The organism is Streptomyces sp. NPDC057854 (genome assembly GCF_042797055.1).
In the GTDB taxonomy this organism is placed as follows: Bacteria; Actinomycetota; Actinomycetes; order Streptomycetales; family Streptomycetaceae; genus Streptomyces.
In genome coordinates this window covers 60,785-84,763 of record NZ_JBHVMF010000015.1, presented here as the reverse complement: position 1 = coordinate 84,763, position 23,979 = coordinate 60,785, and the positions used below count along the sequence as shown (strand labels likewise).

At 74.6% G+C, this 23,979-nt stretch carries 21 protein-coding genes; 12 read left to right on the top strand and 9 right to left on the bottom strand.

Features of this window, described 5'->3' with window-relative positions; genetic code table 11:
* Nucleotides 1-85 precede the first annotated feature (85 nt).
* Both ACFVQZ_RS21955 and ACFVQZ_RS21950 read right to left on the bottom strand, forming a co-directional pair.
* Nucleotides 86-2,101 carry an FtsX-like permease family protein gene (locus ACFVQZ_RS21955; RefSeq protein ID WP_383625074.1) on the bottom strand — a complete coding sequence of 672 codons (2,016 nt, stop codon included), beginning with the start codon at nucleotides 2,099-2,101 and terminating at the stop codon, nucleotides 86-88.
* Nucleotides 2,095-2,910, bottom strand: coding sequence for an ABC transporter ATP-binding protein (locus ACFVQZ_RS21950; RefSeq protein WP_383625071.1), 816 nt, complete (start codon nucleotides 2,908-2,910; stop codon nucleotides 2,095-2,097). Before ACFVQZ_RS21950 ends, ACFVQZ_RS21955 begins: the two co-directional genes overlap by 7 nt.
* A gap of 172 nt (nucleotides 2,911-3,082) precedes the next feature.
* On the opposite strand from ACFVQZ_RS21950, the gene ACFVQZ_RS21945 reads away from it, so the two are divergent.
* Complete coding sequence (locus ACFVQZ_RS21945; RefSeq protein ID WP_383625067.1) at nucleotides 3,083-4,246, top strand: DUF2786 domain-containing protein; 1,164 nt, start codon at nucleotides 3,083-3,085, stop codon at nucleotides 4,244-4,246.
* A gap of 121 nt (nucleotides 4,247-4,367) precedes the next feature.
* Here the strand turns inward: ACFVQZ_RS21945 and ACFVQZ_RS21940 are convergent, their stop codons facing one another.
* Nucleotides 4,368-4,565, bottom strand: coding sequence for a hypothetical protein (locus ACFVQZ_RS21940; protein WP_383625064.1), 198 nt, complete (start codon nucleotides 4,563-4,565; stop codon nucleotides 4,368-4,370).
* Between the two features lie 971 nt (nucleotides 4,566-5,536).
* Between ACFVQZ_RS21940 and ACFVQZ_RS21935 the strand changes: the two genes are divergently transcribed.
* Complete coding sequence (locus ACFVQZ_RS21935) at nucleotides 5,537-6,523, top strand: FUSC family protein (protein ID WP_383625061.1); 987 nt, start codon at nucleotides 5,537-5,539, stop codon at nucleotides 6,521-6,523.
* Nucleotides 6,524-6,739: 216 nt separating this feature from the next.
* A complete protein-coding gene (locus tag ACFVQZ_RS21930) occupies nucleotides 6,740-6,952 on the top strand; it encodes a DUF397 domain-containing protein (protein WP_030219358.1) in 213 nt (70 codons plus the stop codon).
* 119 nt (nucleotides 6,953-7,071) lie between these two features.
* On the opposite strand, the gene ACFVQZ_RS21925 is transcribed toward ACFVQZ_RS21930, so the two are convergent.
* Entirely contained in the window at nucleotides 7,072-7,569 is a 498-nt protein-coding gene (locus ACFVQZ_RS21925; RefSeq protein ID WP_030495845.1) for an ATP-binding protein, read from the bottom strand.
* Nucleotides 7,570-7,937: 368 nt separating this feature from the next.
* On the opposite strand from ACFVQZ_RS21925, the gene ACFVQZ_RS21920 reads away from it, so the two are divergent.
* The 4 genes from ACFVQZ_RS21920 to ACFVQZ_RS21905 all read left to right on the top strand — a co-directional run bounded on the left by ACFVQZ_RS21920 (nucleotide 7,938) and on the right by ACFVQZ_RS21905 (nucleotide 12,325).
* A complete protein-coding gene (locus ACFVQZ_RS21920; protein ID WP_030495846.1) occupies nucleotides 7,938-8,810 on the top strand; it encodes a Scr1 family TA system antitoxin-like transcriptional regulator in 873 nt (290 codons plus the stop codon).
* Between the two features lie 95 nt (nucleotides 8,811-8,905).
* Nucleotides 8,906-10,363, top strand: coding sequence for an aldehyde dehydrogenase family protein (locus ACFVQZ_RS21915; RefSeq protein WP_030495847.1), 1,458 nt, complete (start codon nucleotides 8,906-8,908; stop codon nucleotides 10,361-10,363).
* Nucleotides 10,364-10,445: 82 nt separating this feature from the next.
* The gene (locus tag ACFVQZ_RS21910; protein ID WP_030495848.1) at nucleotides 10,446-10,985 is read left to right on the top strand and encodes a DinB family protein; all 540 of its coding nucleotides are present in this window, start codon (nucleotides 10,446-10,448) and stop codon (nucleotides 10,983-10,985) included.
* Between the two features lie 107 nt (nucleotides 10,986-11,092).
* Nucleotides 11,093-12,325: a WD40/YVTN/BNR-like repeat-containing protein gene (locus ACFVQZ_RS21905; protein ID WP_383625056.1), complete on the top strand. Its 1,233-nt coding sequence runs from the start codon at nucleotides 11,093-11,095 to the stop codon at nucleotides 12,323-12,325.
* Here ACFVQZ_RS21905 and ACFVQZ_RS21900 read toward each other — a convergent pair.
* The 3 genes from ACFVQZ_RS21900 to ACFVQZ_RS21890 all read right to left on the bottom strand — a co-directional run bounded on the left by ACFVQZ_RS21900 (nucleotide 12,322) and on the right by ACFVQZ_RS21890 (nucleotide 15,530).
* A complete protein-coding gene (locus ACFVQZ_RS21900; RefSeq protein WP_030495850.1) occupies nucleotides 12,322-13,743 on the bottom strand; it encodes a glutamate decarboxylase in 1,422 nt (473 codons plus the stop codon). The two genes, ACFVQZ_RS21905 and ACFVQZ_RS21900, sit on opposite strands and share 4 nt — an antisense overlap.
* A gap of 28 nt (nucleotides 13,744-13,771) precedes the next feature.
* Complete coding sequence (locus tag ACFVQZ_RS21895) at nucleotides 13,772-15,049, bottom strand: ion channel protein (RefSeq protein WP_030495851.1); 1,278 nt, start codon at nucleotides 15,047-15,049, stop codon at nucleotides 13,772-13,774.
* 112 nt (nucleotides 15,050-15,161) lie between these two features.
* Nucleotides 15,162-15,530: a YbjQ family protein gene (locus ACFVQZ_RS21890; protein WP_030495852.1), complete on the bottom strand. Its 369-nt coding sequence runs from the start codon at nucleotides 15,528-15,530 to the stop codon at nucleotides 15,162-15,164.
* A 174-nt stretch (nucleotides 15,531-15,704) separates the two neighbouring features.
* Here ACFVQZ_RS21890 and ACFVQZ_RS21885 point away from each other — a divergent pair, with 174 nt between their 5' ends.
* Nucleotides 15,705-16,892 carry a DedA family protein gene (locus ACFVQZ_RS21885; protein ID WP_383625051.1) on the top strand — a complete coding sequence of 396 codons (1,188 nt, stop codon included), beginning with the start codon at nucleotides 15,705-15,707 and terminating at the stop codon, nucleotides 16,890-16,892.
* A gap of 81 nt (nucleotides 16,893-16,973) precedes the next feature.
* Here the strand turns inward: ACFVQZ_RS21885 and ACFVQZ_RS21880 are convergent, their stop codons facing one another.
* Entirely contained in the window at nucleotides 16,974-18,629 is a 1,656-nt protein-coding gene (locus ACFVQZ_RS21880) for a threonine/serine exporter family protein (RefSeq protein ID WP_030495854.1), read from the bottom strand.
* A gap of 128 nt (nucleotides 18,630-18,757) precedes the next feature.
* Complete coding sequence (locus ACFVQZ_RS21875; protein ID WP_030495855.1) at nucleotides 18,758-19,249, bottom strand: inorganic diphosphatase; 492 nt, start codon at nucleotides 19,247-19,249, stop codon at nucleotides 18,758-18,760.
* Between the two features lie 103 nt (nucleotides 19,250-19,352).
* Between ACFVQZ_RS21875 and dacB the strand changes: the two genes are divergently transcribed.
* The 4 genes from dacB to hpt all read left to right on the top strand — a co-directional run bounded on the left by dacB (nucleotide 19,353) and on the right by hpt (nucleotide 23,847).
* Entirely contained in the window at nucleotides 19,353-20,759 is a 1,407-nt protein-coding gene (dacB, locus tag ACFVQZ_RS21870) for a D-alanyl-D-alanine carboxypeptidase/D-alanyl-D-alanine-endopeptidase (protein ID WP_030495856.1), read from the top strand.
* An 80-nt stretch (nucleotides 20,760-20,839) separates the two neighbouring features.
* On the top strand, nucleotides 20,840-21,979 hold the full coding sequence (locus ACFVQZ_RS21865; RefSeq protein ID WP_030495857.1) for a zinc-dependent metalloprotease: 1,140 nt from the start codon (nucleotides 20,840-20,842) through the stop codon (nucleotides 21,977-21,979).
* A 270-nt stretch (nucleotides 21,980-22,249) separates the two neighbouring features.
* On the top strand, nucleotides 22,250-23,266 hold the full coding sequence (gene tilS / locus ACFVQZ_RS21860; RefSeq protein ID WP_030495858.1) for a tRNA lysidine(34) synthetase TilS: 1,017 nt from the start codon (nucleotides 22,250-22,252) through the stop codon (nucleotides 23,264-23,266).
* A 41-nt stretch (nucleotides 23,267-23,307) separates the two neighbouring features.
* Nucleotides 23,308-23,847: a hypoxanthine phosphoribosyltransferase gene (gene hpt, locus ACFVQZ_RS21855; RefSeq protein ID WP_030219931.1), complete on the top strand. Its 540-nt coding sequence runs from the start codon at nucleotides 23,308-23,310 to the stop codon at nucleotides 23,845-23,847.
* Nucleotides 23,848-23,979: the final 132 nt, after the last annotated feature.

The window sequence follows — 23,979 nt, the reverse complement described above, 5'->3', positions numbered from 1 at the left end:
AGCGCCTTCGCCGGGCGTGAAGCGGGACGCGGGGAGGCGGTGGCCCGGCTCCGACCCCGGCCACCGCCCTCTCCAGGGTGGCGGCTCAGCGGGTGAGCCGCCACGCGGGAAGGACCGACGCGGCGACGGCGACCACCGCGCAGACCCCCGCCGCCGCGCCCGCCTGCGCCCACGGCACCGCGAGGGCGACCGGCGCGGACAGCGCGGCGAGCCCCGCGCCGAGCGCGCCGAGGACCAGCGCCGTGACGGCGATCCCGAGCGCCGCGCCGAGGGCGACCGCGAGCACCGCCTCGCCGGTCACCGCGCGCAGGGCCTGGGCGCGGGTGGCGCCGGCCAGCCGCAGCGAGGCCAGTTCGCCGCCGCGCACGGACGTCGCCATGAGCAGGGTGCTCGCGAGCGCGATGACCGTGTAGAGGAGGACCAGGACGAGGATCATCCGGAGGCCGGTGCGGGCCGCCTGGTTGGGGGGCGCCGCGGGCGCCTCCGCCACGGGGGAGGCGCCCGGCGCCTGGGCGCGGGTCACGTACGGCCCGTTGTCGCCGGTGCCGCGCGCGAGGACGGCCGCGATCCGGAGCCGTACCGGACCGCTCCCGTCGGCCCGCCACACCTCCACCTCCTCGCCGACGGTCCGCTTCTCGAAGTCCTCGTTGACGACGATCGACCGGTCGTCGAGGTCCCGCGGGTCGCCCGCCACGACGGGCAGCCGGGTGCCGGCCGCGAAGGCCGCGCCGTCGGTGACCGCCCGGGCCTGGTACTTCACGACCGCCTCGGCCCCGTCCCGGACGAAGAGCGAGGTCGCCGCCGCGGCCGCGCGGCCCCGCGCCTCGGTTTCCTTGGCCAGCGTCACGCTCTCCGACGCGCCGAACAGCGTCCCGGCGAGCGCCACGGTCACCAGGACGGGCGCGGCGACGGCGGCGGTGCGGCGGACGGCCGCCGCCCCGTTCTGCCGGACGAGCAGTCCGACGGCCCCGCCGCGCGGCACCGGCAGCGGCCGGGCCACGGGCCGGACGAGGAGCGGGGCGAGCAGCGCCGCGCCGCCGATCAGGAGCATCGGCAGGGTCGTGTACGTCTTCCGCTTGAGCAGCGCCTCCGGTTCGGTCGCGTACGTCCACACCAGCAGGCCCAGTCCGGCGAGGAGCAGCCCGGCGCCGAGCAGCGCCCGGCCCGGCGGCAGGACGTCCCGGTCGACGTCGGCCTCGCGCAGGGCGTCGGTCGGGCCGGTCCGTCCGGCGCGGTGGGCGGCGGCCGTCGCGCCGGCGAGGGCGACGCAGAGGCCGGTCCAGAAGGCCAGGTGGTACGGCCATCCGGCGCCGCCGGCGGTGACGGCGGACACGAACCAGTCGGGCGCCAGGGCCCGTTCGGCCAGGGCCCGCGCCATCGGGGGCGCGGCGAGGGCGCCGAGCGCGCAGCCCGTCGCGGACGCGGTGACGCCCAGCACCGTCGCCTCGGCGAGCAGCAGCCGGCGGACCTGGCCGGGGGTGGCGCCGGCGGTGCGGAGCAGCCCGAACTCGCGGCGGCGCAGCGCCACGGAGAAGGCGAAGACGGAGGCGACGACGAAGACGGAGACGAAGGCGGCGACGCCGCCGGCGGTGCCGAGGAGGGCGTAGAGGCCGGTGAGCGCCTGCCCGTCGCGCTCGTGGCCGGGGTCGGCGCGGCGGCGGTCGGCGCCGGTGAGCACCTGGGCCCGGTCGCCGACGACGGCCCGGACCTGGTCGGCGGGGGCGTCGAGGCCGACGGCGTCGGGGGCGGCGGCGCCGGCGGTGCGGCCCGAGGGGGCCCGGTCGACGGGGTTTTCGGTGAGGGTCCACCGGGCGCGGAGGTCGCGCAGCAGGGTCGTGTCCACAGGCTGTGGACGGTCGAGCGGCCGGGAGACGAGGGCGGTTCCGGGGCCGCGCCGGACCTCCACGGTGAGCCGGTCCTGGCCGAGGACGACGACGGGGGAGGAGGCGAACCGCTCGGGGGCGCGCGCCGGCGGGTCCAGCGCGGCGGCGAGGCCGAGCCCGGTCGCCGTGAGCAGCCCGACGCCGAGCGCCAGCGCGAGGAACCCGCCCAGGAAGGACGCCCACCGCGCCCGCAGCCCGCCCACGACGACGCTCAGCATGCCGACCCCCCAGCGGTCCCGGCGCCCACGCGCGCGCCCGCGCCCGTGCCCGCCCCGGCGCCCGCGGCCGCCGGCCGCAGGGTCGCCAGGGTCGCCGCCACCTCGTCCGCCGTCGGGGCGGCGAGTTCGCCCGCGAGGCGGCCGTCGACGAGGAAGACGACGCGGTCCGCGCGGGCCGCGGCGAGCGGGTCGTGCGTCACCATGACGAGCGTCCGGGCCTCCTCGTCCACCAGCGACCGGAGCATGTCCATCACCTCCGCGCCGGTCGTGGAGTCGAGCGCGCCGGTCGGCTCGTCGCCGAAGAGGACGGCGGGCCGGGAGATCAGCGCCCGCGCGATGGCGACCCGCTGGCACTGGCCGCCGGACAGCTCCGCGGGGCGGTGCCGTTCGCGGCCCGCGAGGCCGACCCGGGCGAGCGCCGCCCGGACCTCGCCGCGCGCCGGGCGGCGGCCGGCGAGCCGGAGCGGGAGGGCCACGTTCTGCGCGGCCGTCAGCGTCGGCAGCAGGTTGAAGGACTGGAAGACGAAGCCGATCCGGTCCCGCCGCAGCAGCGTGAGCCGCCGCTCGCTCAGCCCGTCCAGGGCCGTGCCGGCGACCTCGACGCGCCCCTCGTCCGGGCGGTCGAGCCCGGCGGCGCAGCGCAGCAGGGTGGACTTCCCGGAGCCGGACGGGCCCATGACGGCGGTGAAGGTCCCGGCGGCGACGTCGAGGTCGACGCCGTCGAGGGCCCGGACGTCCCCGTGCCGCCGGACGAGCCCCCGGAGCCGTACGGCGGCGGCGGGGGCGGAAGGAGGAAGGGTGCTGGTCATGGCTCCAGCGAACCGTTCCGGCACCCCTCCGGTCACGCCGTCCACCGGGCGTCCCGGGGGTAGGGCCAGACCTACCCCCGGGGGCTGCCTGAGACCATCGGCGGAGGAACTGAGGAACACGACCGGAAGCGGACGCGTCGGCGGCGGCGCGGAGAGGACAGGGGTGGCAGGCATGCGGGACGAGGCACGGGAGTCCACGGTCGAACGGGCGCTGCGGGAGTCGCTGCACGCCCGCGACGACCGCTCCCTCGACACGGCCGCGTCCCTGCTCGCCGCCGACCCGGGCGCCGACGCCGGGCTGGCACGGCGCGGCGAGGAGTTCGTCCGCACCCTGTGGGAGCGCGGCTGGCAGCCCGCCGACCTCGCCCGCACGGTCCGCCGCGAGCTGGCCGAGGAGCACCTGCGGCTGCTCGGCGGCCTGGTGCGCGCCGAGACGGCCCGGTACGCGACCCTGCCGCGGCGCTGGCGAGAGCAGCTCGACGCGCTGGACGCGGACGCCGCCGGGCCCGTGCCCGCCGACCGCTTCTCGTACGCGACGGCTGTCCTGGAGCTGTACCGGCTGCTCGTCCGGCTGCCCCGGCTCGACGCGGTGGGGCCCGTACCGGGGGAGGCGCTGCCGCCGGCGGCCGTCGGGGAGCCGCGGATGCTCACCCGGATCCGCGCGCTGCTCGCCAAGGCCGAGGCCACCGGCTACCCGGAGGAGGCGGAGGCGCTGACCGCGAAGGCGCAGGAGCTGATGGCCCGGCACAGCCTCGACGAGGCGGGGCTCGCGGCGGGCGCCCCGTCGCCGCAGACGCCCGGCGCGATCCGGATCGGGGTGGAGCCCCCGTACGAGCAGGCGAAGGCGATCCTGCTGGACGCGGTGGCGACCGCGAACCACTGCCGGGCGGTGTGGAACGAGGCGTACGGCTTCTCGACGGTCGTCGGCTTCGAGGCCGACCTCGACCCGGTCGAACTGCTCTACACCTCGCTCCTCGTGCAGGGCACGGCGGCGATGACCCGCGCGGAGGCCGAGCAGCGGAAGGGCGGGCGCAAGCGCACCAAGTCGTTCCGGCAGTCCTTCCTCCTCGCGTACGCGAACCGGCTCGGCGCCCGGCTGGAGGCGACCTCCCGGCGGGTCGCCGCCGAGGCCCCGACGCTGCTGCCGGTCCTCGCCTCCCGCGAGGTCGCGGTCACCGCCCGCACGGACGAGCTGTTCCCCGAGACGCGGACCACCCGGGTCCGCGCGATGTGGGACGAGGCCGGCTGGAACCACGGCGCCACCGCCGCCGAGTCCGCCACCCTCACCCCGGAGCGGACCCGCCTGGACCGAGGACAGCACCGCACCCGGGACTGACGCGGCGGGGCGACGTCGTGGGGCGGGAGACCACGGGGCCGGAGAGCACAGGGCCGGAGAGCGCAGGAGCGCCCGGGCACCCGACCGCCGGGTGAAATGTCGGATTGTGGCGGAGTCGTCGCTACGCTCGGACCATGAGCTGGCTCCGGGCGCTGAGGGAGACCGCCCGCTCCGGCCTCACCGTCGAGCGGCGGCGGCTCGCCCCGGCCGTCGCCGCCCGGGGCGCCCTCGGGCTCGCGCTCGTCGTCGGCTTCTCGCTGGCCGTCTTCGGGCCGGGCGTCGCCGCGTCGTCCGCGTTCGGCGCGTTCCAGGCGGCCATCGCCACCTTCCAGCGGTCCTGGCGGCCCCGGCCGACCCTCGCGCTCGCCTCCGGCGGCAGCCTCGCCGTCTCGACCTTCCTCGGCTATCTGACCGGCTCCCATCCGGCCCTCTTCCTCGCCCTCCTGCTGCTGTGGACGTTCCTCTCCGGGCTCGTCTGGGCGGCCGGCCCCACGGCCGGGATCATCGCCTCCTCCAACGTGGCGATCATGCTGGTCACCGTCACCCTGCCGACCTCCGTCGCGACCGCCGCCGGCCACGCCGCCATGATCTTCGCGGGCGGGGTCGTCCAGGCCGCGCTGATCGTGCTGCTCCCGGTCCGTCCCTGGGGCGCCCAGCGCGACGCCCTCGCCGACGCGCTCGCCGCCGAGGCGGACTACGCCCGCCGGCTGCGCCACGACCCGGTCGCGCCCTTCGACCCGGTCCCGCTCATGACCGCCCGCAGCGCCGCCACCGTCACGCCCCGCCAGGCCCGGCGCCGGCCCGCCGAACTGCACGGGCCCCGGCGGCTCGCCGAGCGGATCCGGCCGGTGCTGGCCTCGCTCGCCGACCCGGCCGTCGGCGCCCCCGCCGAGGGACCTCGGCGCGACCGGGTCCGCGAACTGCTCGCGGCGGCCGGGGAGGTGCTGGACGCCGCCGCGCGCGCCATCCGGCACGGCGAACCGGTCCGCCTGCCGCCGTCCGCCGTCGCCGCCCTCCGCACCCCGGACACCGGCACGATCCTCGACGACCGCTCCCACCGCGCCGCCCTCCGCCTGATCGCCCTCCTCGACGACGTCGTCGAGACCCGCCGAACCCCGCACGGAGACGAACAGGAAGACGCGCCCGGACACCGGCACGCAGCGCCCGGACACCGACACGAAGACGCGCCCGGCGGCGGACGCGGGAACGCGGGCGGCGGCCCCCCGCGCCACCCCACCCGCCCTCACCCGGCCCACCCTCCTCCGCCTCGCCCCGCTCGTCCTCGCCGCGATGCGGGCCGAGGTGCGGCCGGGGTCGCCGATCCTGCGGCACGCGCTCCGGGTCTCGGCCGTCACCGCCGCCGGGTACCTGCTCGGCCAGGTGCTGCCGCTGGGGCACGGGTACTGGGCGCCGATGGCGTCCGTGATGGTGATGCGCCCGGACTTCTCGCAGACGTACGCGCGCTCCGTGGCCCGCTTCGGCGGCACGCTCGTCGGCGTCGCGCTCGCCACCGCCGTGGTGCGGACCGCGCACCCGGGGACGTACCTCTCCGCCGGTCTCGCCGTCCTCTGCGCCTTCGGCATGTACCTGCTGATGCGGACCGGGTACGCCGTCAGCCAGGTCTGCGTCGCCGCGTACGTCGTCTTCCTCCTCGGCATGGAGGGCTCGGGTGTGACCCAGACCGTGCGGGACCGGGTCGCGCTCACCCTCCTCGGCGGCCTCCTCGCGATGCTCGGCTACGCCCTCTACCCCGCCTGGGAGACGCCCCGGCTGCGCGGCCGGCTCGCCGACTGGCTGGCCGCGTCGGGGCGGTACGCGGCGGCCGTCGCCGCCCGGTACGAGGACCCCGCCGGGCCCGGCGGCCCCGAGGTGCGGGAGGCGCTGCTGGACGCCCGCGCCGCCCGCGTCGCCTGGCACGAGGCGCTGGGGCGGGCCGTCCACGAACCGGTGCGGCACCGGGGCCTGTCGCACGCGGCGGCGGAGGACGCGGGGCACGCGATCGCCGAGTTCGGGCGGGCCGCGATGCTCCTGGAGGCGCACCTCCCGGACCGGGACGCCCCGCCGGTGCCGGCGGCGGCGGGCCTCGCGGAGGTGCTGCGCGAGGCGACCGAGCGGGGCGCGAAGGCGGTCCGCGAGCGGACGGTCCCGGCCTGGGACGACCTCCGCGAGACCGTCGCCGCCTGGGACACCGAGGTCGCCGACCCGCTGCTGCGGAAGGCCGCCCGGCTGCTCCTGGCCGCGCTGGACGACCTGTCGGCCGCCCTCGCCGACGCCTGACCGGCGGGAACCCCCGGCGCCGCCGGGCCGTCCACTCGGGTGGGAAGATCGCGGCAGCTCGCACGGTGTGTCGCGTAGTGGCTACGCCACGCCTCGTGCACGTGCATCTGCTCATGCAGGCGCACGTGAACGCAGCTATGATCCGGGGAAGTTGACACCTGTACCAAGCAACTCGGGGAGCTACCAGTGCACCACGCGCACCACGCGTACAACGGCATGGCGGCCACGGAGCTGCGGGGCGTCGTCTGGCAGAAGAGCCGGCACAGCAACTCCCAGGGTTCCTGCGTGGAGTTCGCCAAACTGCCGGGGGGAAACGTTGCCGTGCGCAACTCCCGCCACCCGGACGGGCCCGCGCTCGTCTACACGCCGGCCGAGATCGAGGCGCTTCTGCTGGGTGTCAAGGACGGGGAGTTCGACCACCTGGTCTGACGTGGCACCGGCCCGGCGGACCACCGGGCCGCCCGGACCGCGGACACGAGGAAAGGCCCCGGCGGTCACCGCCGGGGCCTTTCCTCATGCTGTCGCTGTCGCTGTCCTGCGGGGCGCGCCTACTCCTCCGGGCCCACCCGGAACAGCGCCCACACCACCTTGCCCTGGAGCCGGCCCGCGAGCGGGTGCCAGCCCCAGCTGTCGCTGAACGACTCCACCAGGAACAGCCCCCGGCCCGACTCGGCCGAGAAGTCCTCCTCGCCGCCGCGCGCCTCCGGGCTCTCCCGGCTGGGATCGCGCACCGCGCACACCAGACGGGACGCCCAGCGCATCAGGTGCAGCCGCACCGGCGGGCCCGGCAGGTCGTCGGGGCCGGCGTCCGGCACGGCGTGCCGCAGCGCGTTGGTGACCAGCTCGGAGACGACCAGGGCCACGTCGTCGAAACGGTCGGCCAGGTCCCAGCTGCTGAGCGTCTGGCGCGTGAACGTCCGGGCACCGCGCACCGCTTCGTACCGGGCGGGCAGGGCGCAGGAGGCGGAGGTGGAGACGGCGCCGGGATCGATCGGCGGGAGACCCTGCCGTAAAGGCTCGAGCACGGTCGATCCATTCGTCCCCATGCGAGGCACTCCCGGGTATCGCGGTGGTGGTGCGACAACGGTGCGAACAGCGCGAAACATTGCGACAACACGCCAACACGACAACGCGAACGAGTACGCGGCTGCGCGGGCTCCATGGTTCCGAATGCGACCACGGGATGCAAGGGCAGATGCACGTGCACGCGCCCCCCGGGTGCCGGACCTGTCCGACCCTGTGGCGAATCTGTGGAAATCTTCTTGACGCCGCCGCCCCCGGCCCTCCGCCGCCCCCGTCCGGATCTCACCCCTCCGCCTCCCCTTCCGTAACCAGATGTGTACGCGCTGAAGCGTTTGGTGGCAGAATCCGGGGCTCGACGGGGGCTCGTCACCGTGAAGGGAAGGCTGGAGCCGTGACCGCAGGCGAAATGAACGGAGCGGGCGGGAGCGTCGTCCGGCGCATCCTTCTGGGCTCCCAGCTGAGGCGCCTGCGCGAATCGAGGGGCATCACCCGCGAGGCCGCCGGCTACTCGATCCGCGCCTCCGAATCCAAGATCAGCCGTATGGAGTTGGGAAGGGTGAGCTTCAAGGCCCGGGACATAGAGGATCTGCTCACTCTCTACGGAGTCACCGAGGAGACCGAGCGCGGCGCGCTCCTGGGTCTCGCCCGCGAGGCCAACCTCGCCGGCTGGTGGCACAGCTTCGGCGACGTCCTGCCGGGCTGGTTCCAGACGTACATCGGCCTGGAGGCCGCCGCCTCCCTCATCCGCGTCTACGAAGTGCAGTTCGTGCACGGCCTGCTGCAGACCGAGCAGTACGCCCACGCGGTCGTCTCCCGGGGCATGCCCGGCGCCACGCAAGCCGAGATCGACCGCCGCGTCGCCCTCCGCGTCGAGCGCCAGAAGGTCCTCGTCTCCGAGCACGCCCCGCACGTCCACGTCGTCCTCGACGAGGCCGCGCTGCGCCGCCCGTACGGCGACCGGGCCGTTATGCGCGGGCAGCTGAAGCACCTCATCGAGGTCTCCGAGCACCCCGGGGTCACCCTCCAGGTGATGCCCTTCAGCTTCGGCGGGCACGCGGGCGAGAGCGGCGCCTTCACCATGCTCAGCTTCCCGGAGTCCGACCTCTCCGACATCGTCTACCTGGAACAGCTCACCGGCGCCCTCTACCTCGACAAGCGCGAGGAGGTCGGCCAGTACGCCGCCGTGATGGAGAAGCTGGCGAAGGACAGTCCGGATCCGGCCGAAAGCCGTGATCTTCTCCGCGGACTCCTCCAACTCTCCTGACACATCAGTACGATGACGGCGCATCAGTAGCCCCGGCGACCGGGCGCCCGCGCGCTCCCGGCCGACCGGCAGCCGGCAGAGGGGTCCTCACGTCCATGTCGCACTTCACCGACCTGGCCCACCAGTTCATCGACGGCGAATGGAAGCCGGGCAGCGGCTCCTGGGACATCATCGACTTCAACCCGTACACCGGCGAGAAGCTCGCCTCGATCACGGTCGCCACCGCCGACGAGGTCGACCGGGCCTACCGGGCCGCCGAGCGCGCCCAGACCGCCTGGGCCGAGACCAACCCGTACGCCCGCCGGCAGGTCTTCGAGCGCGCCCTGCGGATCGTCGAGGACCGCGAGGACGAGATAGCCGAGACGATCGTCGCCGAGCTCGGCGGCACCCGCCTCAAGGCCGCCTTCGAGCTCCACCTCGCCAAGGAGTTCCTGCGCGAGGCGGTCCAGCTGGCGCTGCGCCCCGAGGGCCGCATCCTGCCGTCCCCGGTCGACGGCAAGGAGAACCGCGTCTACCGCCTGCCGGTCGGCGTCGTCGGCGTCATCTCCCCGTTCAACTTCCCCTTCCTCCTCTCGCTGAAGTCGGTCGCCCCCGCCCTCGCGCTCGGCAACGCGGTCGTCCTCAAGCCGCACCAGAACACGCCGGTCTGCGGCGGCACCCTGGTCGCGAAGATCATGGAGGACGCGGGCCTCCCCGCCGGGCTGCTCAACGTCGTCGTCACCGACATCGCCGAGATCGGCGACGCGCTGCTCACCCACCCGGTCCCGAAGGTCATCTCCTTCACCGGCTCCGACAAGGTCGGCCGCCACGTGGCCACCGTCTGCGCCCAGAACTTCAAGCACGCCGTCCTCGAACTCGGCGGCAACAGCGCCCTGATCGTCCTCGACGACGCCGACGTCGACTACGCGGTCGACGCGGCCGTCTTCAGCCGCTTCGTCCACCAGGGCCAGGTCTGCATGGCCGCCAACCGCATCCTGGTCGACCGCCGCCTGGAGGCGGAGTTCACCGAGAAGTTCGTGGCGAAGGTGAAGACCCTGCGGGTCGGCGACCCGGCCGACCCCGGCACCCACATCGGCCCGCTCATCAACTCCCAGCAGGCCGAGTCCGTCGCCGGCGTCGTCGAGCAGACCGTGGCCGCGGGCGCCACCGCGCTGCTGCACGGCACCGTCGAGGGCAACCTCGTCTCCCCGTCCGTGCTGACCGGCATCCCCGCCGACGCCCCCGTCCTCGGCCAGGAGATCTTCGGCCCGGTGGCGCTGATCGTCGCCTTCGACGGCGAGGACGAGGCCGTACGCATCGCCAACGACACCCCGTACGGGCTCAGCGGCGCCGTCCACACCGCCGACGTCGAGCGCGGCGTCCGGGTGGCCAAGCGGATCCACACCGGCATGATCCACATCAACGACGGCACCGTGCACGACGAGCCGATCGTCCCCTTCGGCGGCGAGAAGCACTCGGGCATCGGGCGGCTCAACGGCGACGCGATGGTGGACGCCTTCACCACCCAGAAGTGGATCTCCATCCAGCACGGCCGGAGCCGCTTCCCCTTCTAGGACGGGATCTGTCCTGTTCGCTCCGTAGCGTAGGTCCTGCCCGGGAAGACCCCGGGCAGGACCGGTACGGAAGGCGGACATCATGGTGGCTCTGGTTCCTGCGGAGGCTCCCGGCGACGAGCGCGGCGCGTTCCTCAACTTCGTGGAGGCCCAGCGCGCCGCGCTCCGCCGCACGCTCCTCGGCCTCACCGAGGAGCAGGCGGCGGGCCGGCCCAGCGTCAGCGAGCTGAGCCTGTCCGGCCTGGTCAAGCACGTGGCCGAGGTCGAGCTGAACTGGCTGCGGCTCGCCCAGGGCAAGCCGAACGAACGGCAGCGGACCGAGGAGACCTGGGGCGACGCGTTCCGGCTCGTCGACGGGGAGACGATCCCCGGCGTCCTGGCCTTCTGGGACGGCGTCGCCCGGGAGACCGAGGAGTTCGTGCGGACGGTGCCGAGCCTCGACGACACCTTCCCGCTGCCGCCTGCGCCCTGGTTCCCGCCGGAGGGCCGGGTGACGGTCCGCTGGATGCTGCTGCACCTGGTGCAGGAGATGGGACGGCACGCCGGGCAGGCGGACGTGATCCGCGAGTCCCTGGACGGCAGGACCTCCTTCGAGCTGATCGCGCAGGAGCGCGAGGGCTGAGAGCCCGTCCGGGAATGCCTCGCGGGGGTGGGAACCCGAAGGCGGTGAGCGGTGTACAAGAAGCAGACGGTTCACCGCGAACCGCCCGACGGACAGGGGGAAGTCCGATGCGCGTTCCCGTTTCCCGGGCGCCGGCGTCGCTCCGCGCGCTCGTGGCCCTGCTGCTCACCGGCCTGCTCGCCGCCTGTACGGGCGGGCCGGGGCCGGCCCTGAGGAGTGAACGGCCCGCCGCTGACGGGGTGTTCGGCGCGCCGCCGAGGATCGCGGACGGCGCCGCGCTGCCGGGCACCGTAGCGGGGCTCGACTTCGCCGCCGACGGCAGCGGCTTCGCGCTGCTCGCGGAGTGCGTGACCGACCCCGCCCGGCCGGCGAACGGCTTCTGCCGCCAGCGGGTCGCGGTGCTCGACGCGGGCGCCGGCCGCTGGGAGCCGCGCGCCTCGCCGCTGCCCGAACTGCGCGGTACGGAGGGGGTGTCGGCGCGGCTGTGGGTGCTGGGCCCGGGCCGGGCGCTGATCGAGGACGGCGGCGGGGACGAGCCGGTGCGGGGCTGGTTCACCTCCGACGGGGGGCGGAGCTGGCGGGGCGTCGATCCGCGCCCGGCCGGCCGGACGGCCGACATACCCGCGGGGGCGGGGCTCACCGCCGTGTGCGTGTCGGATCCGGGGGCTCCGCCGGAGGAGTGCGCCCGGGAGCGGCTGGCGGTGCTCTCGCCCCGGGACGGGCGGCGGCGGGTGCTGGTGGCGCAGCCGGCGCTGGGGGCGCATCCGCGTCCCGCGGCGGTCGCGGAACCGGACGGCTCGTGGTGGGCGTCGGGCACCGAGCCGGGGACGGGCCCGGCGGTGGTCGCGGTCTCCCGGGACCGGGGCCGCAGCTGGTCGGTGAGCCGGCTGCCGAGCCCCGGCTCCCCGGCCGGCCCGTCCTGGTACACGTCGGTGGTGGTGGGCCCGGACGCCGTGTACGCGGCGGAGGCCGGCGAGCTGGAGGGCGGCGAGCCGGTGAAGAACCCGCTGCGGGCGCTGCACCGCTCGGGCGACGGCGGCCGGACCTGGCAGCGGGTGTGGACCTCGGGCCCCGTGCGGGAGCCGCGCTCGGTGGAGGGGCTGCCCGTGCCGGGGCCGGGGGGCCGGATCGAGCTGGCCGCCCAGTCGGGCCCGTACGGCAGCGTGGACGGCGGCCGGACGTTCCGGGAGCTGGACGACGGCGGCGCGTACGTCCGCCGCACCGCGATCGGCCTGCTGCGGGAGGACGCCCGCTGCCGGTACGAGCTGACGCGCGACGGCGTCCGCTGGTCGCCGTTCCAGCTGGCGTGCGGCGGCGACGCCTCGGCGGGCGGTTCCTAGTGGTGGAAGGAGGTCGCGGCGTCCTTGTCGTGGGTGAGGGGGCGGGGCTGGCGGCGGAGGTCGGGCAGCAGCCGGTGCAGGTCCTCGACGAGGAGGCCGGCGAGGTCGGCGGAGAAGCCGTTGCGGCAGACGATCCGCAGGACGGACAGGTCCTCGCGGTGGGCGGGGAAGGTGTAGGCGGGGACGAGCCAGCCGTGCTCGCGGAGCCGGCGGGACACGTCGAAGACGTCGTAGGAGGTGACGTCGGGGGAGGTGGTGAAGGCGAAGACGGGCAGCTGGTCGCCGCGGGTGAGGAGGCGGAAGTCGCCCAGCGCCTCGATGCGTTCGGCGAGGCCGCGGGCGACGTCCCGGCTGGTCTGCTGGACGGCCCGGTAGCCGTCCCGGCCGAGCCGGAGGAACGTGTAGTACTGGGCGACGACCTGGGCGCCGGGGCGGGAGAAGTTGAGGGCGAAGGTCGGCATGTCGCCGCCGAGGTAGTTGACCCGGAAGACCAGCTCCTCGGGAAGCTCCTCCGCGCTCCGCCACAGCGCCCAGCCGACGCCCGGGTAGACGAGTCCGTACTTGTGCCCGGAGGTGTTGATCGAGGAGACGCGGGGGAGGCGGAAGTCCCACACCAGGTCCTCGTCGAGGAACGGGGCGACCATGCCGCCGGAGGCGCCGTCGACGTGGACGGGGACGTCGAGGCCGGTGCGGGCCTGGAGGTCGTCGAGGGCGGCGCAGATGTCGGCGACGGGCTCGTAGGAGCCGTCGAAGGTGGAGCCGAGGACGGCGACGACGCCGATGGTGTTCTCGTCGCACAGCGCGGCGGCGGAGGCGGCGTCGAGGTGGTAGCGGTCGCCCTCCATGGGGACGAGGCGGGGCTCGACCTCCCAGAAGGTGCAGAACTTCTCCCAGCAGACCTGCACGTTGACGCCCATCACCAGGTTGGGGCGGGCGGTGGCCGGGTAGCGGTCGGCGTTCCGCCGGGCCCAGCGGCGCTTGAGGGCCATGCCGGCGAGCATGCACGCCTCGCTGGAGCCGGTGGTGGAGCAACCGACGGCGGCGGCCGGGTCGGGGGCGTGCCAGAGGTCGGCGAGCATGGCGACGCAGCGGCGTTCGAGTTCCGCGGTGCGCGGGTACTCGTCCTTGTCGATCATGTTCTTGTCGCGGCACTCGCCCATGAGGACGCCGGCCTGCGGTTCCATCCAGGTGGTGACGAAGGTGGCGAGGTTGAGGCGGGAGTTGCCGTCGAGCATCAGCTCGTCGTGGACGAGCTGGTAGGCGCTGGACGGCGGGAGCGGGCCGTCGGGCAGCCGGTGGCGGGGCGGGGCCTCGGTCATCCCGCCGACGGGGTCGGCCTCGCCGTAGAAGGGGTTGAGGGCGAGCCGCCGGAAGGGGGCGGCGTCGGGGTCGTCGGTTCCCTGGTGGAGGGGGGCCATCGGGGCTCCTTCTGCGGCGGGGGGCGGGTCAGCGGAGGGGCTTGCCGTGGTGGTCGAGTTCGAGCTGGGGCCGGCCGGTGACGATCAGCCAGGCGGGCAGGGTGGCCAGGCAGAGGAGCGAGAGCATCGCGGGGGAGGAGGCGATGACGGCGGCGATGAAGAGGCTCACCCAGCCCTGCCGGGTGGTGGCGAGGAGGACGCCGAGGACGGCGGAGGAGACGGCGACCGCCGGGTGGATCTCGGGGACGAGGGCCTGGGCGACCAGGCCGAGGGCGGCGCCGAGGAAGACCGCCGGGAAGACCCGGCCGCCGCGGAAGCCGCAGGCGGCGGCGACCAGCAGGGCGGCGAGCTTCACGACGGCCAGCCGGGCCAGCTCGCCGGAGGAGTACACCCCGAGGGAGGCGACGAGCTCCTTCGTCTCGTGGAGGCCCTTGAAGAGGGTGAGGTGGCCGCCGAGGGCGCCCAGCAGGCCGAGCAGCAGCCCGCCGGCGGGCAGCATCAGCATCGGGTGCCGCAGCCGGCCGAAGGCGCGGTGGAGGTGGGGGAAGGCGTAGCAGCCGAGGAGCCCGAAGGCGGCGCCGAGGGAGGCGACGACGAGGGAGGCGAGCAGGTCCTCCCAGCCGGGGTCGGTCAGCGGCGGGAGGCCCATCGCGAAGCTGGGGTCCGACAGCAGCTGGGTGGTCATCGAGCCGGCGCCGGCGGCGAGCAGCGGCGCGAACAGCCGGTCCCACAGCGAGCCGCGGCCGGGCTGCCCGGTGAGCGCCTCGGAGAGGACCAGGGCGGCGGCGACGGGCGTGCCGAAGAGGGCGCCGAAGGTGCCGGCGATGGCGAGGGAGACCCAGAAGGCGCCGGGCACGTTCGGCGCGGCCCGCAGGCCCAGCCAGGCGGCCAGGGAGATCGCGGCGGCGATCGTCGGCTGCTCGGGGCCGAGGCTGACGCCGCCGGCGAGGGCGAGGGTCGAGGCGACGAGGAGGCCGGGCACCACGAGCGGCGGCAGCGGCGGCCCGCCGAGCCCCTCGGACGCCGGGTCGGGTCCGGCGTGCCCGGGGGCCTTCCAGACGACGAGGCCGGCGGCGACGCCGGTGACGGTGAGGACGGTGATCATCCACAGCGAGGAGTACCGGCCGATGTCCAGGGCGTCCGGCACGGTCTCCCAGAGCACCGCCTGGAGTTCCTCGGCGACCAGGCTGATGCCGAGGAACAGCAGGCCCGATCCGACGCCCACCACGAGGGCGGGCAGCACCTGCGGGAGCAGGAGCCGTACCGGTGCTTCGGCGGGGGCGGTCGCGTCATGATCGGTGGCCACCGCCCCACCATAAGTGAGCAAATGCCGCACAACACCTCGAAAACCCCCGAGGGTGGGCCCGCGTCTCACAGGGCGTCAGGGTCCGTGGCCCGGCGGCGCGGCGGCTCGCGGCTCAGGGACTCGGGGCGATGACGACCGCGGTCCCGTACGCGCAGACCTCGGTGCCGACGTCCGCCGCCTCGGTCACGTCGAAGCGGAACATCAGCACCGCGTTCGCGCCGCGCGCCCTCGCCTGCTCCACCAGGCGGTCCATCGCCTGGTTCCGGGTCTCCACCAGGGTCTTCGTCAGCCCCTTCAGCTCACCGCCGATCATCGACTTCAGACCGGCGCCGATCTGGCTGCCCAGATGACGGGACCGGACCGTCAGCCCGAAGACCTCTCCGATCACCTGGCGCACCTCGTACCCCGGGACGTCGTTCGTCGTCACCACCAGCACGTCGGGGTGCGGTCCCTGACCGCCTCCGTACTCCTCGATGCCCATCGGCACTCACCTCCTGGTCACCCAGGGTCGCCGCGCGGACGCCCGCCCGCATCCCGTACGACCCGGGCGGAACCGGGGGACGCCGCTCCGCGTTGATAGCTTGGGGCGCGCCGCAGGCATGTCCCGCCCGCACCTCGACATGCCCCCCACCCCGAACCCAGGAGCCCGGAACCCGTGAACACGCTTGCCCTCGGACCGAGCTGGCTGGATCCGGACTACCTGATCCAGACCTTCGGCCTGATCGGTGTCCTCGTCATCGTCTTCGCCGAGTCCGGCCTCCTCATCGGGTTCTTCCTGCCCGGTGACTCGCTGCTCTTCACCACCGGCCTCCTCGTCACCACCGGCAAGCTCGACTCGCCGCTGTGGCTGGTCTGCACGCTGATCGTCCTCGCGGCGATCATCGGCGACCAGGTGGGCTACCTGTTCGGCCGGAAGGTGGGTCCGTCGCTCTTCCGGCGCCCCGACTCCAAGTTCTTCAAGCAGGAGAACGTCGAGAAGGCCCACGAGTTCTTCGAGAAGCACGGTCCGAAGTCCCTCATCCTGGCCCGCTTCGTCCCGATCATCCGCACCTTCACGCCGATCATCGCCGGCGTCAGCCGGATGAACTACCGCTCCTTCATCACCTTCAACATCATCGGCGGCGTGCTGTGGGGCGCCGGCGTGACCCTGCTCGGCGCCTCGCTCGGCAAGGTGGACTTCGTCCACAAGAACATCGAGGCGATCCTCGTCGGCATCGTCCTGCTGTCGGTCGTCCCGATCGTGATCGAGTACCTGAAGGCCCGCTCCCAGTCGAAGAAGGCCGCCGCCGCCCGGCAGGACGCGCCCCCCGCCGGCCCCGAGGCGCCGCCCGCCCACGGTGACCAGCCCGGGCAGCAGGGCGGCTACGGCGACCAGCGCGGTTACGGCAACCATCCGGGCCAGGGCGGCTACGGCCACCAGGACGGCTACGCGGGCCAGACCGGCTACGGCAACCAGGGCGGGTACGGCGCCCAGGCCGGTGGCTACGGCGACCAGCAGGGGTACGGCTACGGGCAGGGGCAGCAGCAGGCCGGCTACGGGCAGCAGGGCGCCTACCAGGCCCAGCCCGGCGGCTACGGCGACCAGGGGACGTACGGGCAGCAGGGCGGCGGCTACGGCCAGCAGGGCGGCTACGGCTACCCGGCCCCCCAGCCCGGCTACGGCCAGCCGCAGCAGCCCCAGCACCCCCAGCAGCCCGCCTACGGCAACCACCCCGGCTACACCCAGCAGCCCGGCCATCCCCAGCAGCCGCAGCAGGCCCAGCAGCCGCAGCAGCCCGGCCACGGCGACCAGCACGGCTACGGCGGCCAGAACCAGCCCCCGTACCCGTACGGCGAGCGCTGACCGCGTCGGACCCGCGACGTGACGAGGCCCCGCCCCCGGCCACCCGGCCGGGGGCGGGGCCTCGTCACATCCCCAGAGCCCTCAGAAGCCGCGGGTCCGCTTCGCCGCGCTGCGCGCCGAGCGCGCGCCCGGCGCGCGCATGAAGAGCCGCGCCAGCTCGCCGCCCAGGTTCACCCCGATCGCGATCGCCAGCGCGAGGGCCGCCGCCTTCGCCAGCGACGTGAAGCCCTGGTCCAGGTTGTTCTGGGCGATCGCGAGCACACCGAAGTACGTCGCCGAACCCGGCAGCAGCGGCCCGATCGCCGCCGTCACGTACGGCAGCGACGACGTGTGCTGGTAGCGGGCCATCAGCTGCCCGAACAGGCCCACCAGCCCCGACGCCGCCGCCGTCGCCATCACCGCCGAACCCCCGGCGGTGATCGCGATCGACGCGTACACCACCCACGCCACCCCGCCGTTCAGCGTCGCGAACAGCACCGTCGCCCGCGACTGCTGCAGCAGGATCGCGAAGGTCGCGCACAGCACCATCGACGACACGATCTGCGTCACCGGCCGCTCGACCGGACGCAGCGTCCCCTCCGGATTGAGCTGCGCGTCGAACTGCACGGCCACGTACAGCACCGACAGCACGCCCACCACGATCGCCACGAAGAAGTAGGCGACCTCCAGGAGCCGCGCCGACGCCGTGATGTAGAAGCCGGTCAGACCGTCCTGCACCGCCGCCACCAGCGCCCGCCCCGGGATCAGCGCGAACAGGCCACCGGTGATCACCGCCGACGGCCGCAGGTCCGCGTGGAGCAGCGTCAGCAGCACCCCCATCGCGGCCGGCGGCATCGCCGCCACCAGGAACTGGTAGAACTCCGGCAGCCCGCGCCCCGCGCACAGCCACGCCAGCCGGTCGCCGAGCACCGCGCCCAGCGCCGCCACGAAGAACACGTACGGCCCGCCGCCGAGCAGCGTCGACGCCGCGCCCGCGAGCACGCCCGCCGCTCCCGTCAGCACCCACCCCGGGTACGGGTGCCGGTTGCGCCGGATCTCCGCCAGCCGCCGGTAGGCCTCCTCCGGCGACACCTCGTGCGCGGGCGCGTTGATGTCCGCGAGCAGCTGGTAGACGGCCGCCAGCCGGGTGTAGTCGGTGCCCCGGCGCCGTACCGTGCGGTTCGCCGTCACCGGGTCGTCCACCAGCGACGGCTGGTGGGTGATCGACAGCAGCGTGAACGTCACCGTCGGCTCGCAGCGGTCCAGGCCGTACGAGCGGCAGATCGCGAACATCGCCGCCTCGACGTCCTCCGCGCCCTCGCCGCCGGCCAGCAGCAGCTCCCCGATGCGCAGGCTCAGGTCGAGCACGCGCGGCACCGACGGCCCCGTCTCGTCCTTCGCGTCCGCGGTCTCCGGGACCACCGGCCGGTCGCCGACGGGCAGCCGCAGCATCGTCCGCATCCGGTCCTGCCACGGCGCGTTGTGCGGCAGCCGCGCCAGCGGCACCCCGTACGCCGGGGCGAAGGCGGGCGGCGAGTCCTTCGCGGAGTACGTCGACGGCGCCGCGAACGCCGACCCCTCGGGCTCCGGCGGCGGCTCCGGCACCAGTCCCTCCGGCACCACGAACGCCGAGCCCTCCGGCTCCGGAGGCGGCTCGGGCACCAGCCCCTCCGGCAGCGCGAACTCCGAGGTCGCCTCGTCCGACAGGGGCTTCCGGTCCTCCGGAGCCTCCTCGGGGCCCTCCGGCTCCGCCACCACTCGCTCTCCGCCTCACACCAGGGAATCGTGGATTCCAGTATGGGCGTCAGACGGGCGTGCGAAACGTGGATGCGCGAAAGGCGGTACACCCCGAAGGGTGCACCGCCTTCCGTGAAGGACCCCGGGCGTCAGTGAGCGCCCTGCTCCTTGGCGCGCGCGATCGACTTCTCGATCTCGGCCTCGGCCTCGGCGCGGCCGACCCAGTCGGCGCCCTCGACCGACTTGCCCGGCTCCAGGTCCTTGTAGACCTCGAAGAAGTGCTGGATCTCCAGGCGGTCGAACTCCGGCACGTGGTGGATGTCGCGCAGGTGCTCCATCCGCGGGTCCGTCGCCGGCACGCACAGCAGCTTGTCGTCGCCGCCGGCCTCGTCCGTCATGCGGAACATGCCGATGGCGCGGCACTTGATGAGGCAGCCCGGGAAGGTGGGCTCGTCGAGGATGACCAGCGCGTCCAGCGGGTCGCCGTCCTCGCCGAGGGTGTTCTCCACGTAGCCGTAGTCGGTCGGGTAGGCCGTCGACGTGAAGAGGCGACGGTCCAGACGGATGCGACCGGTCTCGTGGTCGACCTCGTACTTGTTCCGCGATCCCTTGGGGATCTCGATGAGAACGTCGAACTCCACGGTGGGGCTCCTCCTGAATCAACACAAGTGAATGCTCGCGACGACGCGCGGTGATTAAGTGTCTCTCACGCACGTACGTGATCGCGAAAGGGGCTGGTCAGCTATGCCGGAGCCGAGGGTGTGGCAGCTCACGGCGGGCTCCGCCGTGCTCGGTCTGGCTCTCGCCGCCGCGGCGGCGACCGCGGCAGGCCCCTGGGACGGAGGCCAGCGTACGGCCGAGCGGGCCCGCGCCGCCGCCCCCGCGACGGGTGGCGAGCGTCACCCCGGCCCGGCCGCCGCCCCCGCCGCCCCGAAGCCCGCCGAACCCGCCCCCGCGCCCAGCGCCCCCGGCGTCCTCACCGCCCTGCCGGAACCCGCCGCCGCCGGCCGCCCCGCCGACCTCGCCCGGACCCTCGTCCCCCTCCTGGCCGACCCCGGCCTCGGCACCGCGCGCACCGCCTCCGTCGTCGACACCGCCACCGGGAAGCAGCTGTACGGGGAGGGCGCCGGCACCCCCATGACACCGGCCTCCACCGTCAAGATCGCCACCGCCGCCGCGGCCCTCTCCGCCCTCGGCGCCGACCACCGCATCGCCACCACCGTCACCGCCGCCCCCGACGGCACCGCGGTCACCCTCACCGGCGGCGGCGACCCCACCCTCGACGACGCCCGGCTGAAGGCCCTCGCCGCCGACACCGCCCGCGCCCTCACCCAGCGCGGCCGCACCTCCGTACGCCTCGCCTACGACACGAGCCTCTACCAGGGCCCCGCCCGCCACCCCATCGGCCCCAACGAGAACCTCGCCCCCGTCACCGCCCTCATGACCCGGGCGGGCCGCCTCGACGACAGCGACAGCGGCCCCGCCCCCCGCTCCGGCGACCCCGCCCGGGACACCGCCACCGCCTTCGCCGCCCATCTCGCCGACGCCGGCGTCGCGGTCACCGGCACCCCCGCGCCCGGCCGCACCCCGAAGGGCGCCCCCGTCGCCCGTACCCACTCCGCCCCGCTCGCCGACCTCGTCGAGCGCACCCTCACCCAGAGCGACAACGACCTCGCCGAGGCCCTCGCCCGGCAGACCGCCCTCGCCCGCGAGCAGCCCGCCTCCTTCCGCGGCGCCGAGAAGGCCGTCCGCGACCAGCTCGGCACCCTCGGCCTCCCGCTCGCCGGCGCCCGCTTCGCCGACGGCAGCGGCCTCGACCGCCGCGACCGCGTCTCCGCCGCCCTTCTCACCGGCCTCCTCACCCGGGCGGCCGACCCCGCCCGGCCCGAGCTGCGGCCCCTCCTCACCGGCCTCCCCGTCGGCGGCTTCACCGGCACCCTCGCCGGCCGCTTCGGCCAGGCCCCCGCCGGCGCCGGACTCGTCCGCGCCAAGACCGGCACCCTCACCGGCGTCAACACCCTCGCCGGCACCGTCGTCACCGCCGACGGACGCCTCCTCGCCTTCGCGTTCCTCGCCGGCCGCACCCCCTCCCCGGACCTCGCCCAGCCCGCCCTCGACCGCCTCTCCGCCGCCCTCACCGGCCAGAAATGACACCCGCGACCGGCCGGAACCGGCCCGGCACCACCCGCCGGACCGGGCCCGAACCCGCCCCGAACCCGTACGGTTGACACATGACGAGCATCGGTGGTGCAGGCACGTCCGGAATGGTCGACTGGAACCTCGCGGTGGCGACCGCGACCAGGCTGGTCCGACCCGGCCCCGACGTCGGCCGCGACGAGGCCCGCGCCGTCGTCGCCGAACTCCGCAGGCACGCCAAGGCCGCCGAGGAACACGTCCGCGCCTACACCCGGATGCTCCCCGAGGACGGCACCGCCCACGACACGCCCGTCCTCGTCGTCGACCGCGCCGGCTGGATCAAGGCCAACGTCGCCGGCTTCCGCGAACTCCTCACCCCGCTCCTCGGCAAGATGCGCGAACGCCGCGCCGACACCCCGGGCGGCGCCGTCCTCGGCGCCGTCGGCGGCAAGGTCACCGGCGTCGAGCTCGGCATGCTGCTCTCCTTCCTGGCCTCCCGCATCCTCGGCCAGTACGAGACCTTCGCCCCCGTCACCCGCGACCTCCCCGGCGCCCCCGAAGGCGGCGGACGGCTCCTCCTCGTCGCCCCCAACATCGTCCACGTCGAACGCGAGCTGGCCGTCTCCCCGCACGACTTCCGGCTCTGGGTCTGCCTCCACGAGGAGACCCACCGCACCCAGTTCACCGCCGTCCCCTGGCTCCGCGACCACCTCCAGGGCGAGATCCAGACATTCCTCGCCGCCACCGACGTCGACCCGGGCACCTTCCTCGAACGCCTCCGCGAAGCCGCCCAGACCCTCGCCGGCGGACGCCCCGAAGCCGAGGAGGGCGACCCCGCACCCTCCCTCGTCGAACTCGTCCAGACCCCCGAGCAGCGCGAGATCCTCGGCCGCCTCACCGCCGTCATGTCCCTGCTCGAAGGCCACGCCGACTACGTCATGGACGGCGTCGGCCCCCAGGTCGTCCCCTCCGTCGCCGAGATCCGCGAGAAGTTCCAGCAGCGCCGCGCCCGCGGCGCCTCCCGCCTCGACCTCGCCCTCCGCAAGCTCCTCGGCCTCGACGCCAAGCTCCGCCAGTACCGCGACGGCGAACGCTTCGTCCGCGCCGTCGTCGACGAGGTCGGCATGGACGGCTTCAACCGCGTCTGGACCTCCCCCAACACCCTCCCCACCAAGAGCGAGATCGCCGCCCCCGCCGACTGGATCGCCCGCGTGCACCGCCGGGCCGACTCCTGACACGAGGCCGGACCGCACGGCCGGCCCCGGCGCGGGGCCGAACCGTACGGCAGACTCCCGGGGCGGAAGCGCCGCACGGCACCACGACACCGGCGCACACCCCACCAATCACCCATCCGAGGGACCCTGGCCGTGGGGTGAGGCGTGCAATGCTCGGGTAAGGGCCACGTTTCTGTCACCATCGACGCACTCTGAGTGACCGAACACCCCATTCCGACCGTTAACACTCCGACCGAGGCACCCCACCCCATTCACGAAGGGCACCGAACCATGGGTCCCCATCCTGCGGTCGCGGCGATACGCCTGGCGGTCCGCCGCGTACTCCACGACGTCCTCACCGAGCACCCCACCGACCCCGCCGCCCCCCGCGACACGCACCCCCTCGTGCTCGTCGCCTGCTCCGGCGGAGCCGACTCCATGGCGCTCGCCTCCGCCCTCGCCTTCGAGGCGCGCAAACTCCCCCTCCGCGCCGGAGGCGTCACCGTCGACCACGGCCTCCAGGACGGCTCCACCGCCCGCGCCGACGAGGTCGCCGGCCGCATGACCGCCCTCGGCCTCGCCCCCGCCGAAGCCGTGTCCGTCACCGTCGGCCGCGAAGGCGGCCCCGAGGCCGCCGCCCGCGACGCCCGGTACGCCGCCCTCGACGCCGCCGCCGAACGCCACGGCGCCGCCGCGATCCTCCTCGGACACACCCGCGACGACCAGGCCGAGACCGTCCTCCTCGGCCTCGCCCGCGGCTCCGGCATCCGCTCCCTCTCCGGCATGGCCGCCGTCTCCGGCACCCACGGCCGCTACCGCCGCCCCTTCCTCCAGCTCGACCGCCAGACCGTCCGCACGGCGTGCATCGCCCAGGAACTCGCCGTCTGGGACGACCCCCACAACAGCGACCCCGCCTACACCCGCTCCCGCCTCCGCCACGAAGGTCTCCCCGCCCTGGAGAAGGCACTCGGCAAGGGCGTCGTCGAAGCCCTCGCCCGGACGGCCCAGCTCTCCCGCGACGACGCCGACGCCCTCGACACCTGGGCCGCCGACGCCGAGACCGCCGTACGCGACGAAGCCGGCGCCCTCGCCTGCGACAAGCTCCACGGACTGCCCCCCGCCGTACGCCGCCGCGTCCTGCGCCGGGCCGTCATCGCCGAGGGCGCCCCCGCCGGCTCCCTCTTCGCCCGCCACATCGAAGAACTCGACCGGCTCATCACCGGATGGCGCGGCCAGGGCGCCATCAACCTGCCCGGCCGCGTCGAAGCCCGCCGCCAGGGTGGCAGACTGGTCATCCGGCAAGGCTGACGCACGCTGCAACGAAAGTGACCCGGGTGAACGAGAAGGACATGGGCACCGACCTCCAGTCGGTGCTCATCACCAAGGAAGAGATCGACGCGAAGCTGGCCGAGCTGGCCGCGAAGATCGACGCGGAATACGCGGGCAAGGACCTGCTCATCGTCGGCGTCCTCAAGGGCGCCGTGATGGTGATGGCGGACCTGGCACGCGCCCTGTCCACCCCCGTCACCATGGACTGGATGGCCGTCTCCTCCTACGGCGCCGGCACCCAGTCCTCGGGCGTCGTCCGCATCCTCAAGGACCTCGACACCGACATCAAGGGCAAGCACGTCCTGATCGTCGAGGACATCATCGACTCCGGCCTGACGCTCTCCTGGCTTCTGTCGAACCTCGGCTCGCGCGAGCCGGCCTCCCTGGAGGTCTGCACCCTGCTGCGCAAGCCCGAGGCCGCCAAGGTCGCCATCGACGTCAAGTGGATCGGCTTCGACATCCCGAACGAGTTCGTCGTCGGCTACGGCCTCGACTACGCGGAGAAGTACCGCAACCTCCCCTTCGTCGGCACCCTCGCCCCGCACGTCTACGGCGGCTGAACCGCCCCCCTCCCCGGGGAACCCGCACCGCCTTCCCCCCGTTGAACCACGGGAAGGCGGTCGCGGGCGACGATGCTGAGGTACCGTCCGAAGAACAGCTTTTCTCACACCGCTTTTCACACCGCATTTCTC

What these genes read in the sequence shown, in the direction of transcription:
- ACFVQZ_RS21955 (WP_383625074.1), bottom strand. Translation starts at nt 2,101, where the DNA reads ATGCTGAGCGTCGTCGTGGGCGGGCTGCGGGCGCGGTGGGCGTCCTTC.
- ACFVQZ_RS21950 (WP_383625071.1), bottom strand. Translation starts at nt 2,910, where the DNA reads ATGACCAGCACCCTTCCTCCTTCCGCCCCCGCCGCCGCCGTACGGCTC.
- ACFVQZ_RS21945 (WP_383625067.1), top strand. Translation starts at nt 3,083, where the DNA reads ATGCGGGACGAGGCACGGGAGTCCACGGTCGAACGGGCGCTGCGGGAG.
- ACFVQZ_RS21940 (WP_383625064.1), bottom strand. Translation starts at nt 4,565, where the DNA reads ATGGCCGCCTGGAACGCGCCGAACGCGGACGACGCGGCGACGCCCGGC.
- ACFVQZ_RS21935 (WP_383625061.1), top strand. Translation starts at nt 5,537, where the DNA reads ATGCGGGCCGAGGTGCGGCCGGGGTCGCCGATCCTGCGGCACGCGCTC.
- ACFVQZ_RS21930 (WP_030219358.1), top strand. Translation starts at nt 6,740, where the DNA reads ATGGCGGCCACGGAGCTGCGGGGCGTCGTCTGGCAGAAGAGCCGGCAC.
- ACFVQZ_RS21925 (WP_030495845.1), bottom strand. Translation starts at nt 7,569, where the DNA reads ATGGGGACGAATGGATCGACCGTGCTCGAGCCTTTACGGCAGGGTCTC.
- ACFVQZ_RS21915 (WP_030495847.1), top strand. Translation starts at nt 8,906, where the DNA reads ATGTCGCACTTCACCGACCTGGCCCACCAGTTCATCGACGGCGAATGG.
- ACFVQZ_RS21910 (WP_030495848.1), top strand. Translation starts at nt 10,446, where the DNA reads ATGGTGGCTCTGGTTCCTGCGGAGGCTCCCGGCGACGAGCGCGGCGCG.
- ACFVQZ_RS21905 (WP_383625056.1), top strand. Translation starts at nt 11,093, where the DNA reads ATGCGCGTTCCCGTTTCCCGGGCGCCGGCGTCGCTCCGCGCGCTCGTG.
- ACFVQZ_RS21900 (WP_030495850.1), bottom strand. Translation starts at nt 13,743, where the DNA reads ATGGCCCCCCTCCACCAGGGAACCGACGACCCCGACGCCGCCCCCTTC.
- ACFVQZ_RS21890 (WP_030495852.1), bottom strand. Translation starts at nt 15,530, where the DNA reads ATGGGCATCGAGGAGTACGGAGGCGGTCAGGGACCGCACCCCGACGTG.
- dacB (WP_030495856.1), top strand. Translation starts at nt 19,353, where the DNA reads ATGCCGGAGCCGAGGGTGTGGCAGCTCACGGCGGGCTCCGCCGTGCTC.
- ACFVQZ_RS21865 (WP_030495857.1), top strand. Translation starts at nt 20,840, where the DNA reads ATGACGAGCATCGGTGGTGCAGGCACGTCCGGAATGGTCGACTGGAAC.
- tilS (WP_030495858.1), top strand. Translation starts at nt 22,250, where the DNA reads ATGGGTCCCCATCCTGCGGTCGCGGCGATACGCCTGGCGGTCCGCCGC.
- hpt (WP_030219931.1), top strand. Translation starts at nt 23,308, where the DNA reads ATGGGCACCGACCTCCAGTCGGTGCTCATCACCAAGGAAGAGATCGAC.